Annotated in this window: 12 protein-coding genes; 4 read left to right on the forward strand and 8 right to left on the reverse strand. The window is 44.5% G+C overall.

The genetic code is table 11. The features are described from left to right. Window positions 1-37: 37 nt before the first annotated feature. Together IE103_RS17490 and IE103_RS17495 are read right to left on the reverse strand one after the other, a co-directional pair. A complete protein-coding gene (locus tag IE103_RS17490; RefSeq protein ID WP_189347626.1) occupies window positions 38-373 on the reverse strand; it encodes a zinc ribbon domain-containing protein YjdM in 336 nt (111 codons plus the stop codon). 285 nt (window positions 374-658) lie between these two features. Beyond that, window positions 659-2,524 (reverse strand): pre-peptidase C-terminal domain-containing protein, encoded by a 1,866-nt coding sequence (locus IE103_RS17495; protein WP_189347628.1) that lies wholly within the window; start codon window positions 2,522-2,524, stop codon window positions 659-661. 432 nt (window positions 2,525-2,956) lie between these two features. Between IE103_RS17495 and IE103_RS17500 the strand changes: the two genes are divergently transcribed. Together IE103_RS17500 and IE103_RS17505 are read left to right on the forward strand one after the other, a co-directional pair. Beyond that, a complete protein-coding gene (locus IE103_RS17500; protein WP_189347629.1) occupies window positions 2,957-3,256 on the forward strand; it encodes a hypothetical protein in 300 nt (99 codons plus the stop codon). A 151-nt stretch (window positions 3,257-3,407) separates the two neighbouring features. After that, the gene (locus tag IE103_RS17505; RefSeq protein ID WP_189347631.1) at window positions 3,408-6,398 is read left to right on the forward strand and encodes a tetratricopeptide repeat protein; all 2,991 of its coding nucleotides are present in this window, start codon (window positions 3,408-3,410) and stop codon (window positions 6,396-6,398) included. A 341-nt stretch (window positions 6,399-6,739) separates the two neighbouring features. Here the strand turns inward: IE103_RS17505 and IE103_RS18500 are convergent, their stop codons facing one another. From IE103_RS18500 to hmgA, 3 genes are all read right to left on the reverse strand, one after another. Continuing rightward, window positions 6,740-7,525, reverse strand: coding sequence for a DUF2846 domain-containing protein (locus IE103_RS18500; RefSeq protein ID WP_229827339.1), 786 nt, complete (start codon window positions 7,523-7,525; stop codon window positions 6,740-6,742). Window positions 7,526-7,761: 236 nt separating this feature from the next. After that, window positions 7,762-9,090 (reverse strand): fumarylacetoacetase, encoded by a 1,329-nt coding sequence (gene fahA, locus IE103_RS17515; RefSeq protein ID WP_189347633.1) that lies wholly within the window; start codon window positions 9,088-9,090, stop codon window positions 7,762-7,764. A gap of 75 nt (window positions 9,091-9,165) precedes the next feature. After that, a complete protein-coding gene (hmgA, locus tag IE103_RS17520) occupies window positions 9,166-10,461 on the reverse strand; it encodes a homogentisate 1,2-dioxygenase (RefSeq protein WP_189347634.1) in 1,296 nt (431 codons plus the stop codon). Between the two features lie 181 nt (window positions 10,462-10,642). Between hmgA and IE103_RS17525 the strand changes: the two genes are divergently transcribed. Next, window positions 10,643-11,554, forward strand: a complete 912-nt coding sequence (locus IE103_RS17525; protein ID WP_189347636.1) for a LysR family transcriptional regulator — start codon at window positions 10,643-10,645, stop codon at window positions 11,552-11,554. A gap of 107 nt (window positions 11,555-11,661) precedes the next feature. Here the strand turns inward: IE103_RS17525 and IE103_RS17530 are convergent, their stop codons facing one another. From IE103_RS17530 to IE103_RS17540, 3 genes are all read right to left on the reverse strand, one after another. Further along, on the reverse strand, window positions 11,662-13,671 hold the full coding sequence (locus IE103_RS17530) for a S41 family peptidase (RefSeq protein WP_189347638.1): 2,010 nt from the start codon (window positions 13,669-13,671) through the stop codon (window positions 11,662-11,664). Between the two features lie 475 nt (window positions 13,672-14,146). Then, the gene (locus IE103_RS17535; RefSeq protein WP_189347640.1) at window positions 14,147-15,547 is read right to left on the reverse strand and encodes a M64 family metallopeptidase; all 1,401 of its coding nucleotides are present in this window, start codon (window positions 15,545-15,547) and stop codon (window positions 14,147-14,149) included. Window positions 15,548-15,709: 162 nt separating this feature from the next. Beyond that, window positions 15,710-16,183, reverse strand: a complete 474-nt coding sequence (locus IE103_RS17540; RefSeq protein WP_189347642.1) for an Hsp20 family protein — start codon at window positions 16,181-16,183, stop codon at window positions 15,710-15,712. Window positions 16,184-16,647: 464 nt separating this feature from the next. Here IE103_RS17540 and IE103_RS17545 point away from each other — a divergent pair, with 464 nt between their 5' ends. Continuing rightward, complete coding sequence (locus IE103_RS17545; RefSeq protein WP_189347644.1) at window positions 16,648-17,055, forward strand: hypothetical protein; 408 nt, start codon at window positions 16,648-16,650, stop codon at window positions 17,053-17,055. The last annotated feature ends 22 nt before the right edge of the window (window positions 17,056-17,077 follow it).

Genomic DNA, 17,077 nt, shown 5'->3' on the forward strand with positions numbered 1-17,077 from the left:
TCATTCACGTTTGTCAATACCGCTTTTTATTGATGGTTTAGACTTTTTTCAGGTAACAGGCTTTGAGCATAAAGTTGCCAGTATCCATCTTGCAATCGACTTCATGATCGCCACCGACTAAGCGAATGCTCTTCACTTTGCTACCTTGTTTTAAGGTGATCGATGAGCCTTTTACTTTAAGATCTTTGATCAAGACAACGGCATCACCATCGGCTAATACGTTACCGTTGGCATCTTTGACGATACGCTCATCGGACTCTTCTTCGATCGCTTGCATCGGCCACTCATGACCACAATCGGCGCAGACGTAATTGCTGTTATCAGGATAGGTGTTTTCCATGCCACAAACTGGGCAGGCGGGTAATTGAGACATAATTTCTTTCAGTCGGGAGAAACAAGAGGCGTAAGTATAACCGACAGAGGCACTTATTTTGGGCTCACGATGTTTGATGTAGCTCGACAAAGTCGCTTTTTGTCGATAAATAATGCGAAGTTAATGATTTTTGTAAAACAAGAAATGTGCTTAGATAGTCGTATGAGGCTTGCTACATGAATGAAACTGGTGAGCGTGTGGCGTACGCTCACCAGTTTTTGTATCGCTTATTAAGTGACCTGCTGGAGATGCTTGCGTAGCAGCTCCAGCAGTATCGTCAATGGTTTAATTGACGGTAGCTTTTACCGTCAAGCTATTAAACGCTGAATACGCATACACACCAAGGTAGTAACGTCCCGCGCTAGGTGCGTTGACCGTGCAGGTTTCAACCGATGTGGAACCATCTGATTTACATTTGTATGAAGACGTAGTTGGTTTAACCGATAGTTGTGAATAAATATCGGCGTCACCATTTGCACCGTTCACATTAAAGACGATACTTGTTTTACCGGCAGGAACATCAATTGCGTAGTACTTCCACGTGCCAGTTGCAGCACTTTGATTGCTGAGTGCGACTCCGCTGGTGAGCATAATGTCGGCTGGTGGTGTGCTGCCAGTAAGTGTCCCTTTCATGCCGTAGTAGCCGAGCGAGGAATAATTGGAGAATCCATTGGATGGTGTGCCCTCAGCACCGCCCGCGATCACTAAGCGATAATTACCTGCGCTTAAATTTAAGGCGATGAATTCGGCTGAGCGATTCACCGCTTTGTTACTACTGGCGACCAAAGTATTTGCAGAGTTATAGATTTTTGCATCGACATCTAACATCCCGAAATATTCGATAGGATCGATTTTTAAATCTAGTCTTCCGTTGCCAGTGACCGTGAAGTTAAATGTATCGGTATCGCCCGTTCTTTCGATTTGTCCGAAGTTAGCAACAGGATTGATGTTGCCAGCGCTATCAAGGCTGAGATTTTTGCCCGATGGATTATCGTCTGCAACATACGGAATCGATTCGTTCACATTCATGATGCGTAAATCATCTTCAAAGTTAGAGGCTGTGTTGTACTCGCCTTTACTCCAAGTCCAACGACTAGCTGCCCATTGCGAGCCCATCCAGTAATTGCCCATGATTGGTCCCCATTGATAAGCAGCGATGCCTTCGAAATATTCGCCGCCACTTCCTCCTCTGTCGTGATTCATCCCCATTTGATGACCAATCTCGTGTGCGGCGGTCATCCCTATGCCATAGCCGTAATCAAAACCGCTGGATGGATTGCGATATAGAGTACCAGCAGCAGTGGTGCCAAATGAGCTTAACGGAGCGTTAGATCGACCATCTTGATTTACAAAGTTCAAGACACCTGTACGCAAAATATTGGCAGATTTTGCCGCGTTATAAACTGCCGGATTGGTCGTGATATTGATGTTGTACATCGAGTATTGATCAGCAACAATTTGCCATACGCGATACATGTTCTCTTTCGTCACCCCATTTAATGGTGTAGTACCACTCATCACTGCAGAATGATTTAAATAAAATACCCATGGACTGCCAGGCTTGCTTTCTAGCTTGGTTACATCTTCGTTGTTGTACGGACCAATATGACGCGCTTGTCTTAGTGCCATTGGGCTGTATACCGGATGGATTGCACCAGCAAGTGTATTAAAGCTGGTTGCCTTTAACCAGTTCTCATCCAAGTCAGGAACAACTTTGCTAATAGCGACTTCAGTTACACTGACTATCCCTTTGGCATCTGTGCTGTACTCGTAAGCTTTTTTCTCATCATGTCGAACCAAATAGCCGCGTAGATTTTTTTCTGTCCCTTTCAAATAGAAGTGGGAGTTCGCGCTACCACGTGCTTTACCTGATACAGAGACCAAACCATCTTTCAGTTGGTAGTCTGTGATCTCGGTATCGAGATGTTTATTTTTTGCTGTACTCACCTCGCCAGAGCGCATAAAACTAGCATTAGGATTGGCGTGTTGCGCCCCTAAACTACGAATCAATGCTTGTGCGGTTCCAATTTCTTGGCGCGCACCATCTGCTGCCGTCACGTTGAATGCACTTAATAACAATGCACAAAGTAGGCCAGTGTTGAAAGTGCGAGGCTTTGCGTTAAAGGATTTTTTGTAGGTATGGTTTTTCATGTGGGTCTCCCAGATTGGATTACGACTAATTCGCGACTAATTTACTATCACGCCTTTTTCCTTGCATTTGCACCTAGCAAGAGCGCATTTATTGCTGCGAAATTACTTGGCCTGCTGTGTTTGTTGATGGCGCGAACGGGAAGTAGAACAGAAAAAAATGAAATTCAATATACCTTATATATATTGAAAACAAGAGAATTTGTATATACAAATAACATGATTTTTAGATAAATTTTCTTTGCTACTCTGCGCTAGATATAATCGATGCCAATTCCATCTATTCACCAATGAATAATCATTTTTATTCTATTTTTGTTGTAAGTGTATTGATTTAAATTTATTTATTTTAATTACAATTGCATTGTGGTTTTTTGCTTAGTCACTAGTAATGGCTAAGATAATGGCTAAGATTTTTTTCTTATAGAGTGAACTATGACGAACGAGATAATTCACTGTGATCAGCATGGCGATAGAACTGCCGTAATGAGTTGCGCACATATAGGTCATCAACCTTGTCATCGTATTTATATCAATCCCGCTGACGAAGAATATCCGGAGCAGGCTTGGTGCAATATTTGTGAACAGGCGCGAATTAAAGATCAGGGATGGTTTGATTACGCGGATGCAGTAGCAGATTGGCGTTGGATTTGTCATTCTTGCTTGTTGGATGCTAGTGCGCTGGCGGTCGAGTGTGTGCGTGTGAAGAATCCTGGCGTACCTGATGAGCGATGAGCTTATGTGTTTATGCCGATCGCGCTAAATTGATTACGATGAATGCGCTTACTAGGGTACAGCTGGTGAAAGTATAATTCTGTACTTTGCCGGGCTTAAGCATCATTTAGCATTTATCTACGCTTTTCGTTAGCAATTACTTGGCTGTGACATGAATATCGCACGCGACTTTAACTCTATCCTCCAGCAACACCAAGCAGGCCAATTGCAAGAAGCGCTTAGCGCTTACTTGGCCTTACTTGAGTCGTCTCCCAATCATGTGGATGCTTTAGTTTCTCTCGCTACGCTCTACTTACAACTTGGAAAATTAGATGAAAGCGCGCAGTATTTTGAGAAAGCGCTCGCACTGCAACCAAGCAAGCTACTCGCCTTACATAACTACGGTTTGTGTTTGAAACAGCAGAAACTATTTGATCGTGCCTTGACACAATTTGACTTAGCGATCTCGGTGAATCCGCAATATGAGCTCGCTTATAAAAACAAATTCGCTTTGCTTGCTAGCATGGGGCGACATGAAGAGCGCATCGTGGGATTGCGGCAGGCATTGGTTCATCTGCCAGGCTCGTTGGAATTGACTATATTATTGGTGGCTAGCCTTCGTGCTTTGAAACAACATGACGAGGCTTTAACTTATGTCGAAAACTTGTTACGCATCAAACCAGATTCAGAGATCGCGTACAACTTGCGAGGGAATATTCTCTTGGATTTAGATTGTGCTCAAGAGGCAGTTTCTTCATACCAGCAAGCGATTCAATTGCAGCATAACTATGCGAAAGCATACGGTAATCTCGGGATCGCATACCTATCTCTTGCAAAATATAATGATGCACTTACTAGTTTTGATCGCGCATTAGAGCTGGACCTCAATTTGGTGGGTATGCCGAATAATCGTGCGAATGCACTGCAGAATTTGCACCGTTTCGACGAAGCTATTGCTGCCTATGACGAGATTTTGATACAGGCTCCACATGATTTTGTGGCCGCCGCGAATAAGGGGATGCTGTGTTTGCTGTTGGGAAGATTCGCAGAGGGCTGGCCTCTGTATGAAGCACGTTGGCATAACACTGCAATGTCGATTCATAAGGAATTATCAGCCTACCCTATCTGGGATGGCACGGAATCGCTAAATGGGAAAACCATCATCCTGCATCCTGAGCAAGGCTATGGCGATACCATACAATTTAGTCGTTACGCGCGTGTGCTCGCGAAGTCCGCTGAGAAAGTCTATTTAGTCGTTAATCAGCCGCTTTTTCGCCTGATGCAAACTAGTGTTTCGCATTGGCCGGAATGCGAACGGATCGAGGTGATTAGTGACGGCGATCAGGTACCTGCATTTCATTATCAATTGCCCTTGTTGTCCGCACCATGTGTGTTGAAAACTGATTTAAACAACATTCCTAATTTTGGCACTTATTTGTATTGTGATGATGAAAGCCGCGCCAAATGGTCGCAAATTCTGGGGCCAAGACTTCGACCTCGCATCGGTATCGTTTGGTCGGGATCAGACAAGCATAGCAATGATAAAAATCGTAGTCTGAGCCTTGCGGAATTGGCTTCGGTTCTTAGCGCCGAGTTAGCTTGTGATGTCGAATTTCACTCTCTACAAAAAGAAATTAAGTCGGCTGATCTGTCAACAATGGCAATGCTATCGATGAGCGATCATGCAGAAAATTTACAGAACTTCAGTGATACTTCCGCGCTAATTATGCACATGGATTTAGTGGTGAGCGTGGATACGTCGGTCGCACATTTGGCTGCGGGGCTAGGAATGCCGACTTGGATTCTTTTACCGCATGTTCCCGATTTTAGATGGTTGCTAGAACGTTCCGACAGCCCTTGGTATGACAGCGTACGATTGTTCCGGCAAACACAGGCTCGAGATTGGTCTCCAGTGTTACAAAAAGTTGTGCGTGCCTGTAACGCGCAATTTCAGATGCATGCGATTGTCGGCAAAGAGAATTTGCTTAGTCGCATCAATTATGCCAATGAATTGATCTCATCTGGACGATGGCAGGAGGCAGAAGCGATCTTTCGGCAAGAGTTTGATGCACAGAGAGTGAGTGCGAAGCTCTACAATAACTGGGGCGTGGTATTGCAAAAATTGCGCAGATTTGACGAAGCGCTTGCTGCTTTTGATGCATCGATGCAGATGGATTCCGATTATGTCAGCCCACGTCTAAATAAGTCCGTCTGTTTGCTTAGCTTAGGTCGTTTTGATGAAGGATGGCGTTTGTACGAATGGCGCTGGAAAAATGCGCAATGGGACAGCTCTCGAAGAAACTTGGGGCAGCCATTATGGTTGGGGCAAGAATCCTTAGCTGGTAAAAAAATCTTAGTTTATGCAGAACAAGGATTAGGCGACAGTATTCAGTTTTGTCGATTGCTACGCAATTTGCTTGATTTAAGAGCAGTAGTGTTGCTTGAGGTGCCCAAAGCCTTGCTCGCATTGTTCCGATGCCTACCTGTTGCCGTTTATGAGAGTGGAACAGCGCCACAAAATTACGATTATCAATGTCCATTATTAAGCCTGCCACTGGCCTTAAAACTTGGCATGGATAATATTCCACATGAAGTTCCTTATTTGCGAATTGAGCAGGAATTGCAAACTAGATGGCTTGAAAAAGTTTGCGCATATCAAACACCACTTCAGGCAAGGAAAAAAATTGGTGTTGTGTGGGCAGGGTCGTCACGACACAATAATGATGCGCAACGTAGTTTGCCGTTTTCGATGTTGGCCAAAGTCTTGCAGCATGATGCAGATTTTTTCATTTTGCAAAAGGATATCAAGCCCGCTGATCGCGTGGGGTTACGCTTGATGCAAAGCTTTGGTAAGCGCATCTTTATCATGGAAAATGAACTGCATGATTTAATCGATACCGCAGCGCTGATCAATTGTCTCGATTTGATTGTGTCTGTGGACACATCTGTTGCGCATTTAGCTGGAGCACTAGCCAAACCTTTATGTGTATTGCTTCCGTACGAGGCGGATTTTCGCTGGTTGCAAGATCGGTCAGACAGCCCATGGTATCCCACTGCGAGCTTGTATCGACAGCAAGATGTAGGTGATTGGAGTGCTCCATTAAATTTGGTGAACGCACGTATTCATCGCTTGATTTCTGCCGATGTTTCGCAAGAAAACTGAAGTATTGAGCGTTCGGTTAGCTTACTTCGATTTTTCGGCGCCATATAATTTGATTAATGCGTCGTTAATTTTTTTGATATATGCAGCGAGCTCATCTTTACTGCAAACAATGAACGAATCTAATCCCGCAGAGATACTTGATGATGTGGCTTATTTCGCCTAGTAACGAAGATAGTTTGGTAGATGAGATTGTTGTTTAGTTAGCATAAATTGATACTGTATTACTGGTAACAACTTTATCGACGGTGACATCAATCATGATGGATACGAAAAAGCGTGCATACAACGCACGCTTTTTGAGGTTTGATGCCAGCGCTGCAGAACTAAATTGTTCTTCCAGCTTAAGGCGTGAATAGACTGCATTGACGCAATTCACAGCGCGCTTTGATTTCGCGACCATCTTTGCAATTTACGCGATAGACTTCAACTGGTCCTTTTTTGTAAAGTAAACCTGCACCCAAATCCGTTTCGCAACTATTTTGTTTGGCGATACGTTCTACTGTCGCAGATGAGACGCCAATTTCAAAAGGAACTTTTTGAATATTTAAGTTTGCCTCATCGACAGAAGAGTTGGATTGCGGTGCGGATGACGTTGAGCTTGCCTGTTTGGCGTCAGCGATTGCGGCGCTAGTATTGCGGTTAGTGGCGGTTGTAGCCGATGCATTTTTTGGGGCATCCGAGCTAATTTCTAATAGCTTTGATTCTCGCACGCCAGCTTGACCTTGTTCTTGATTGACTAATTGTAATTTCGAACGCGCTGATAAGATGCCCATTTTCACTTCTTGCCAGACAAAGTAATTTTTGCCTGCTTCTGTAATTAGATCGAGGCTAGTATCATTTTCCGCTCTTGAAACGATAGTGTGTTTTCCAGGAGGGACGTCAACTGCAAAATAAGTTTTTGATCCGGTTTTACCGATCTCTTTGCCATTGAGTTCAACTGTCATGCGAATGGCTTGTCCCATAAATTCGTTACGATAGATGTAAAGTTTGGCTTGATTAGGGTTAGTTGTGAATGTCTTTGCCTTTGCGTCTTCGCTCACACTAGCGGTTTTGACTGAGGCACATCCAGTCAGCAAAGTCGCACCCAAAATCGAGATGATGGCAAATAGTTTATGTAAACGCACCATGGTTTTCCTGTCTTAATAATAGCAAATAGGATATTCGTAAAATTCTGCAGCTATTTAAGCAAATTCTTGCTCCGAAGAGAAGAAATAATTGCTGTAAATGTTATGTAATCGGTGCAAGTAGTGGTTTTATGTGAAGCATGTTGAACGATATTGCAATGAATGTGCTTTCTAATCATCCAAATAAAAAAGGCGCGCAAAATGTGCGCGCCATGTTTTAAGATTTGCTAAATCTTCTTTTAGCTCAAATTACGTGCTGGTAGTAATCGTCCTTCCACTTCGCCAAATCCAATTCGAGGCGTTCCCTCTTTTTGTGCCCAGCCACGCAAGATAATGCTGTCACCATCTTCTATGAAGATTCTTTGTTCTCCGTTGCTAAAGACGATAGGCTTTTTACCGCCCTCGGTTAATTCTAATAAGGACCCCGCTTCTTCAGGTGCGGGACCTGATTGGGTACCAGAGCCAAGGAAATCACCTGGGCGCAGATTACAGCCATTGACTGTATGGTGCGTCACCATTTGTGACACTGTCCAGTAGGAATGGCTAAAGTTAGATAGAGATAAGCGTTGCGCAGACATACCATCACGACGCATTTTCTCGGTTTGTAGCAAGACTTCGAGTTGAATATCGAACGCACCAGCATTACGCAAATCAGCGCTATCTAAATACGGCATAGGCTGTGGGTCTGCTGCATCACGAGTCCAGGCTTTGCGATAAGGTGCCAAGGCTTCAAGCGTGACAACCCAAGGTGAAATCGTCGAAGCAAAGTTCTTTGCTAAGAAAGGACCTAAAGGTTGATATTCCCATGCCTGCACATCGCGCGCGGACCAGTCATTTAATAAACACATGCCAAATACATGTTGCTCTGCATGCTCGATATCTATCGCTTCACCGAGTGCATTACCTTGACCGATAAAGATACCGACTTCACATTCGTAATCCAAGCGTTTTGCTGGGCCAAATGATGGCGTCGCCGCATTTGGTGGCATGGTTTGCCCAATTGGACGACGGAATTGTTGTCCTGAGATACCGATTGATGATGAACGGCCGTGGTAACCGATCGGAACCCATTTGTAGTTAGGTAGTAAAGGATTATCTGGACGGAATAATTTGCCTACGGAAGTGGCGTGATGTACGGATGTATAAAAATCGGTGTAGTCACCGATTTGGGCAGGCAGTGCATATTCCGCATCTGCTTGTGCCACCAGCGTACCCACCAATTGCTTTTGTGCGGCCGCGTTTTCACGCAAAGCTTTTGATAATGCTAAACGGACTTGCGAAGAAGTTTGGCTTCCCAAATCCATCAAGGCATTTAGATTGCTTGCGGTCAATGCATGCGCTAGAGCGGCGTTGCTAATGTCAGCAAAGACGCCAGCGTGCAAGGCAATACTGAGATCTAAAATTTGATCTCCGATTGCGACACCGAGACGAAATTGTTCATTGCTTGCAGCGCGGCGAAATACGCCAAATGGCAAGTTTTGAATCGGAAAGTCGGTGTTGCCATCGTTGGCGGAAGTGACCCAGCTACGTAGTGCTGGATTATGTGTTTCATTTAGTTGTACGCTCATTCTTGAACTACCTTCTATAGACTTGAATTCGAGGTTTAGTGATTGTACTTACACTCAAACTCGGATATTCGGATTTTAAGCTTGATTAGGATTGAAATTTTTCTTAATCCCTTGCCAGCATTTGAAATAATCTGGCTGCAATTGTGGAGAGTTCATCGCCGCGCGTGTTGGTTTGATGATGGTACAGGTTTCTATCATGAAGGCCATGGTGTTATCGACTTTCTGCGGTGTGCTGGTGTCGATATTGCTGGCTTTCTCAAAAGTTGGTGCATCTGGGCCGTGACCGCTCATGCAATTATGTAAGCTAGCGCCACCTGGACGGAAGCCGCCCGATTTTGCATCATATTGGCCATGAATTAAGCCCATAAATTCGCTCGCGATATTACGGTGGAACCAAGGTGGGCGGAAGGTGTTTTCGGCGGCTAACCAGCGCGGTGGGAAAATCACAAAATCAATCGTATCAACACCTGGCGTGTTGCTAGGTGATTGCAAAACCAAGAAGATCGATGGATCTGGATGATCGTAGCTGATCGAACCGATGGTGTTGAAGTGGCGCAAATCGTATTTGTAAGGCGCCATATTGCCGTGCCATGCGACCACATCAAGTGGTGAATGCCCAATCGCTGCTTGCCACAGATTGCCACTAAATTTGGCGACCAATTTGAAATCGCCTTCACGATCTTCATACCACGCTGTCGGCGTTAAAAAATCACGTGGATTGGCTAAACCATTCGAACCAATCACACCTAAATCCGGAAGCTTTAACATGACACCAAAATTCTCGCATACATAGCCGCGCGCTTCACCATCTGGGAGCCTTACTTGAAAACGCACACCGCGAGGAATTACTGCGATCTCTTGTGGCTCAATATCGATCAAGCCCATCTCGGTTTTGATATGTAAACGACCTTGCTGTGGAATGATTAATAGTTCTGCGTCGGCATCGTAAAAAAACTTATCTGTCATATCGCGATTCGCTGCATATAAATGAATCGCGCACCCTGTCTGCGCATCCGCTGAACCATTGCCTGCCATCGTCAACCAGCCCTCGATAAAGTCGGTCGCTGTGCTTGGCATCGGTTGCGGATCCCAACGCAATTGATTTGGCGTACTTGGCACCTGCGCAAAATCGTTGGTCATAGTGCCGTTATCAATTTGCACGAATGGTTGATGCATTGCGGCGGGACGAATACGATAAGTCCAAGAGCGACGATTTGAATGGCGTGGTGCAGTAAATGCGGTGCCAGAAATCTGTTCAGCATATAAACCATAGGCGCACTTTTGTGGTGAATTTTGATTTGCTGGCAAAGCGCCAGCTAAGGCTTCTGTCGCAAATTCATTGGCGAAACCACTCATGTATTTTGTTGTCATGATTTTATCCAGAAAGAGTAAAGCGATACGCCAACAGCTTGCAGCAATCTAAGATCCAAATCACTGCCGCCGCGTATAGTCGCAAAAACACGAGAATTCGCTAATGTAGTGCAATCTACCTATTTTTGCGATATAAATACTAAAATGTAGGTCATTCATAAAATCAATAGTGGGGTAAGGTTTGATCGAAGCCAAAGACATTGATCTGAATCTTCTGGTGGTATTTCAAGAAGTATTTCAGGAACGCCAGATTTCTAGCGTTGCACGCAAATTGAACTTGTCGCAACCTGCGGTCAGTAATGCGCTTGCACGTCTGCGTAAGACCTTGAATGACGAGCTATTTGTGCGTACTTCTCTTGGTATGCAGCCGACACCCTTGGCGCAGCAATTGGCCGATCCAGTCGCTGCCGCTTTAGCTAACATCACAAAAGCGCTAAATCAACACGAAGCGTTCGATGCGCCAAGTAGCCAACGGCACTTCACAATTGCGATGACCGATGTGGGCGAAATGTATTTTATGCCGGTATTGATTGAGCAATGCCGTTTGCACGCGCCGCAGGTAAAAATCTCGACGGTGCGTGCGCATAATCTTGATCTCATGGCAGAAATGGAGACTGGTCGCATCGACCTTGCTTTAGGCGCATTTGACGAGGTCTCGGGCGCGCTATATCACCGTCGTTTGTTCCAACAAGATTACGTTTGTATGTATCGACAGCATCATCCCTTGATGAAAGCCAACATGTCGATGAAAGACTTTCTAAAGGCTGAGCAACTATTGGTCTCGACCACTGAAAGTCCGTACGACAAAATTAGTCAAAGCTTAGCGAAGGCAGGTGTGATCGCGAACGCGAGTTTCACGATTCCACACTTCTCTTCAGTTCCCTACATTATTAGTAGCACAGACTTGGTAGTGATCGTCCCCGAAAAGCTGGCGACCAGTGCCGCTGCTCCATTTCGATTGGCATTGATGAAGCCACCCATCAAACTACCAACACTACAAACCAACATTTTCTGGCACCGTCGTTTTGCACAAGATGAAGGGAATCAATGGTTGCGTGCATTACTAGTGTCGTGCTTTTCTGATCGTGATTAGTTGTCGTGATTAGTTGAAATCTTGATGCGACATTCTTGATACCTGATCGCAGCTCCTTGAGAGTTTGAATGACTCTCAAGGAGAAAGGTGTTTACTGCGTTTGTAGTTTAGTTCGTCACGCTCACCATGCGTTTGGTATTCCACAATGGTGTGTGACCTGCATCAGTTCCAACGAAGGCGATTTGATATTGGTCGCCAAGTGCTTTTACTGGCAAATTTAAGGCGACAGTACGCGGGTTTCCATACACGCCAACGTAGTGGCTCTTGAGTAGTACGTTATTCACATAGACTTTGACGTGCTCAGTGTTCGCTACCTCTAAGTTAAAGTTGCGCGTGCTGGCCGGAATACTTAAAATATTGCCGACAGGTGTTAGAAAACGATGCAATGATTTAGGCGCAGGTTTTGCCAACAAAGTGTCCGCGATTTTGTCAAATTGGGTTTGGTCGCCATTGCTCAAATCACTTAATTGACGCGGCACTTGAACCGAAGCATTGCAACCGTGATCTTCAATCATCGTGCCATTGTTGTAGCCACTTCGAATACTTTGACGCCACGACACGCGCATTGATACACCACCTGGTAATGTTGGGAAAACCGCTGGCGCAAAGGCATTAAAGAATGCGTGCTCCAACACGTTTGCTCCACCAGCGCCTGTTTTGGGATCTTCGCCAAACACAGTTGCGGCGCCATTGTCTTGCATAGCGCAAGTGAACAAATCAGTTGCAGAATAACTGCGTGCATTCGCCAATACACCGACTGGTTTGTAGTACATCTGTCCCATGCTATTCGCATCTGCTGCGGTAGTAAATACTCCCGTTTTGCTATATCGATTATTGGTGTTTCTAGCGTCCGTAATTAGTTGAACCCAGTTTGGCCAATACTGCTTAAAGATATCTTGATTTAAGAAGTTAAAGTTCAGCGCGGTATTGAGCAAGCGTGCTGAGTTTGTCGTGGCATTACCCGGCATGAACATCTGTGGCAATTTGTCGGCATAGACAATACTACCCCCGCCATTATTGCGGACATCGACAACTAAGGCATCGGTTGCAGCCAATTGATTGCGCAAGAGATTCGCGATAATCGCTAGTGCGCCATTATCATTGACGCGGCTTGGGACAAATGAGCCGATACTGATATAGCCAAGCTTTTTAGTGCCGCGATTGACGATAGCCCATTTAATAGATGGTTCTGTGGTTGCTTGCTTGGCGAATGCACCTTGATCCTGATTGAGATTCTTTTCAAGGAATTGGTTGTAACGTTCTTGAAATGGCTCATTACTCATCGCTAAAGCTTGAATTGCGGATGCCGCATTTAATGCCTTGCCCGCGTTTGTCGCTGATGCAGTCGGACTTAAATCTGCGTCATCATACTGGCTCATCCAAGGAATGGTGATGCTATATTCTTCGTCAGTTTGTGCAGATTTTAACTTCAAGCTGATACGATCTTTTGCTGGCGGCAGCGACGATGCTTGTGACGTAAATGTCATGGTTTGCAAGGCGCGTGAGAAGCCTGCATATAAGTTCGCGCCATTCCCGTTGATGACTTCTTTATCGACTGCTTGTTTGATTGGCAAACCATCGTACTCTAAGACCAAATCACCGATTTGTGGTTTGCGTTGATCTGGAAAAAACACATCGAAAAACACGCCATAAATACTGCTAATCCGTACTTCATTTTGATTCGTCGGTGAAGCAGTACGGGTAAAGTTAAATGGCAAAAAGCTGATGAATGCAGCATGTGGTAGTGGGAAGTTGTAATTCAAATGTAGATCACGTTGACTGACAAAAATTTGACTCAAATTTTTATGTAAATCAGTCGTGCTCAAGCTATCAATCGAATTAACGACTGCTTGCACTTTAGCCGCTGGATCAACATGTCCGCTAAAGTTGGGGTTGGTGCCGTAGTACTCATTTTTTTGATAGCGATTGACGTACAAGTCGCGCAAGACGAGTTGAGATTGTTGCGCCAACAAAAGCTTTTCACTGCGAGTGAGTTCGTTAAATTTAATCAGCGGGCGAACGTTCGATAAGTAATTTGTTTTGATTTCTGCTTGCGCAAAACCTGTTGCGATCGACAGACTTAATATTGCTAGTTGGAAGTGATGCTTGACTTGCATAAAGAGGCTCCATTGGTTGGGTGCACATTCTTGCTGTGCTATTTTTATATTGAGTAAAGACTGCATGCTTGACGATATGACATCAAGTTGGCGCAGTATGTTGCTCTCAATTTAACAAGTCAATTATGCAAATTTTAATTATAAATAACTAAAAAATCCTTTATTTTGGTGATTATCTAGGCTAGATAAAATTACTTGTCTATACCACTTTGTAGAGGTAGGTATGATCTGATTGGTTTGATGTCAGCGTAGCTCAACATAAAGATGAGCTGGGCGGGAAATTGACCTTAATACCAGTGCCGAAGTGAAACATAAGATCGACTAAAGTCTTTAAGCGATGCACAAAGACTTCAGTCGATCTCATTTAGAAAAATTAGAGGTGCTGTGGGTTTAGCGTCACAGAGAATCGTGCCATGTTTGATTGTCTGTGCCATGGAGATGTCGGAAAGTTGTAGTTGATAATGCCTTGTTCGCTTTACCGCGAGTACAAATCAATAATCGTCGAAATCCCATCCTGACAGACTCGACAGAATTGCTCGCTACGGTCAAACATTAAGCATTGCATTTGTGAACGGTAATAACCTTTTGCTTCATAGTTCGCACCTTCGAATGCGCCTATAGTTTGGTAATTTGGATCTTTGCTAAATAACTGACTCGATTCGTGCAAATCTTTTTTGAACAAGGCACTCATTTCTGATTCTGGGCGATTGTTTTTTCTTAGTTCAGCACGTACTTTTTGGAATTGGCGTGCGGCATTTTCGTAGATTTCCTTTGGCCATGTAGTGGGTAGCTTTGTATCCGCGCTCACATACTGTTTCCACTTCAATTGGGTTTTATCTTTTAAAGCGGTGACATTGGGTTCCCATGGCTCGGTTTGAATTTCATTCCCTGTTTGGTAGGCAACCGGCGAAGTATAGTATTCGTCCGCCAAGCCAGCAAAATGGTGGCCAAACTCATGTACAAACAAATAATTTGCCCAGTCACTGCCCGCCGCGGCGGTTGAGAATTGTCCAAAAATACCGCCGCCGCCATAAGTGTCGTTATTGACCAGAATTTCAATGAATTCATAAGGTGCATGTTGAGCGATCTCGCGTAAGGCGCGATTGTCTAGGGTGAGTACATAGCGCTCACTGCCAAAAATATCATAGCTCGCACCTGTAGTTGAAGCATGAAATTTCCCTGTTGATGGACGTGATACGCCCGCCTGTTTTGTGGGAACTGCCAAGCCCCAAACATTAAAGTCTTTTGCGCGCTCTTTGAAAGGCGATACAGTGAATAGAAATTGGCTTAGTCGTTTAGCGTCTGCGACAAATTTCCCCATTTGTTTTTGCGTATAGCCGTCACCAATAATGAGTAAATCCACTTTATCCGTTGGTGCGCCACTTACATGAATAGGAATGGGTTTGAGTTCGGCACCTGCTTGCTTCCTGATGACATCTGGCGCATCGGTATCGATATCCACATTCCATACCAATTGAAACTGGTTTTGCGCATCACGTTTCAAGATGCGTATGTTGACGGGTTTGGTCGGTTTGGGAAAACGTAAAGATTCTTGAAAGCCGCGATCAATTTTGCTTGCTTCCGCGGTGCTTTGCCATTCCGCGAAGATGGTAGAAAATCCGCGCGAATAAATTAATTCGCCGCTTGCTTTATCTCGCACCTCAAATAAATTCACGCCACGATTTGTTTGATCGATATTCTTATGTAGATTGCCAGGCCAAAGCAGCGGTTCGATTAACACGCGGTCTAAAGCAAAATGCTCGGTCTTCGCATTGCCGCTGTGTAGATAATCAACGCGAACCGTGGCGACTTGGGCAATGCTGACATTAGCAATCCACAGCAAACCAATACCAACTGCTTTGAGTAAAGATTGCATTTATTTCCCCCTTCAATATTTGTGTAAGTATTTTGCAGCACGCACGCAAAATCTTAACAGAGGAATAAACCTCGCTATCGAGAATCGCCATAAAAAAAGCGTGACTGTTGCCAGCCACGCTAGGAGGGGAACTTTAAAACTAAGTTGATTACTTGCAGATCATTATGCAGCCTGTAGTTGATCAGGTGCTGCTACGTTGTTGACCGTGCGTAGTGGTTCGCCATCGATCAAGATACGACGAGGTTTGTGCGCCTCCGGAATTTCGCGTTGCAATTCAATATTGAGTAAGCCGTTGTCTAAGCGCGCGCCAACGACTTTAACGTGATCTGCTAGACGGAAGCTGTGTTCAAAATCGCGTGAGGCGATGCCACGGTGTAAAAAGGTGCCTTGGGTTTCTGGCTTGGCTTTACGACCAACTATTTTCAATACATCACGTTCAGTTTCGATTTCGATTTCACTGCGATCAAAACCGGCGACAGCCATACTGATGCGATATTGATCTTCGTTGACCAATTCGATGTTGTAAGGTGGATAGCTTGGCGTTGCCTCGGCACGTTGTGCTTCGTTGATGAGGTGAGCTAAGCGATCAAAACCGATTGCAGAACGGTAGAGAGGAGAGAAGTCAAAATTACGCATGATATATATCCTTATAAGTTGAAGCGATATGAATTAATTAAATTTGCAGACCTCACTTGAGCATCTGCTGATTCGGATATGTAGATGCCGAAAAGGCTTTTCAAGAGAAAATAATTTATATTTTTGAGGGGCTTGAAAGACTTATTTTTGACCCCATTTCCTTTCGCTTTTTTGAAGATCCTTAGTGATTTCTTTCGCTTTGGAAAGAGAAGATATTTAATTCCCACTCTTTTGGTTTTTCTATATCAGTGAAAAATAACTGCATGAAAAATGACGCAGTAAAAAATGATCTAAATTTTTTAGGCAAAAAAATTTTTAAAAAAATTTGAAATTCGTGTCAACACAAAAAAACTTGAGCCCGTTGTGGATGTACGCAGCAAACACTGCGCAACAGCAAGACAAAATAAAGTTGTACCGGAATACAAAACTCACTTTAATTCATTTGATCTACATAGGAATTCATCATGAAAAAAATCGCATTGACTATCATCGCAACGACATTGTCTATGACTGCTGCATTCGCAAATGCAGAACAAACACCAGCGGCAAGTGCGAGCGCTAAGGCAGCAGTAGCAACGGCTACAGCACCAGCAGCGTCTGCTGCAACGCAAGCCGCTGCGCCAAAAGCAGCCGCAGCAGCGACAGCAGCCTCTAGTGCAGTCGCAAGCGCAACAACTAAAGCGGCTAGTGTTCCAGCAAGTGCGCCAAGCGCTACTGCAGCTAGCGTACCAGCAGCTGCAAAAGCAGCAGCGAGTGCTGATGTGAAAGGTGCACCAGCAAAGCACGCTGATAAAGCAGTGAAAAAAGTAGAAAAAGCAGTTGAGAAAACAACTGAAAAGGCAGCAGCATCGGTACCAGCTGCAAGTAAATAAGTAAGAGAATTTGTCGCTGAGT

The sequence above is a fragment of the Affinundibacterium macrobrachii genome (assembly GCF_014652415.1).
GTDB classification, from domain to species: domain Bacteria; phylum Pseudomonadota; class Gammaproteobacteria; order Burkholderiales; family Burkholderiaceae_D; genus Undibacterium; species Undibacterium macrobrachii.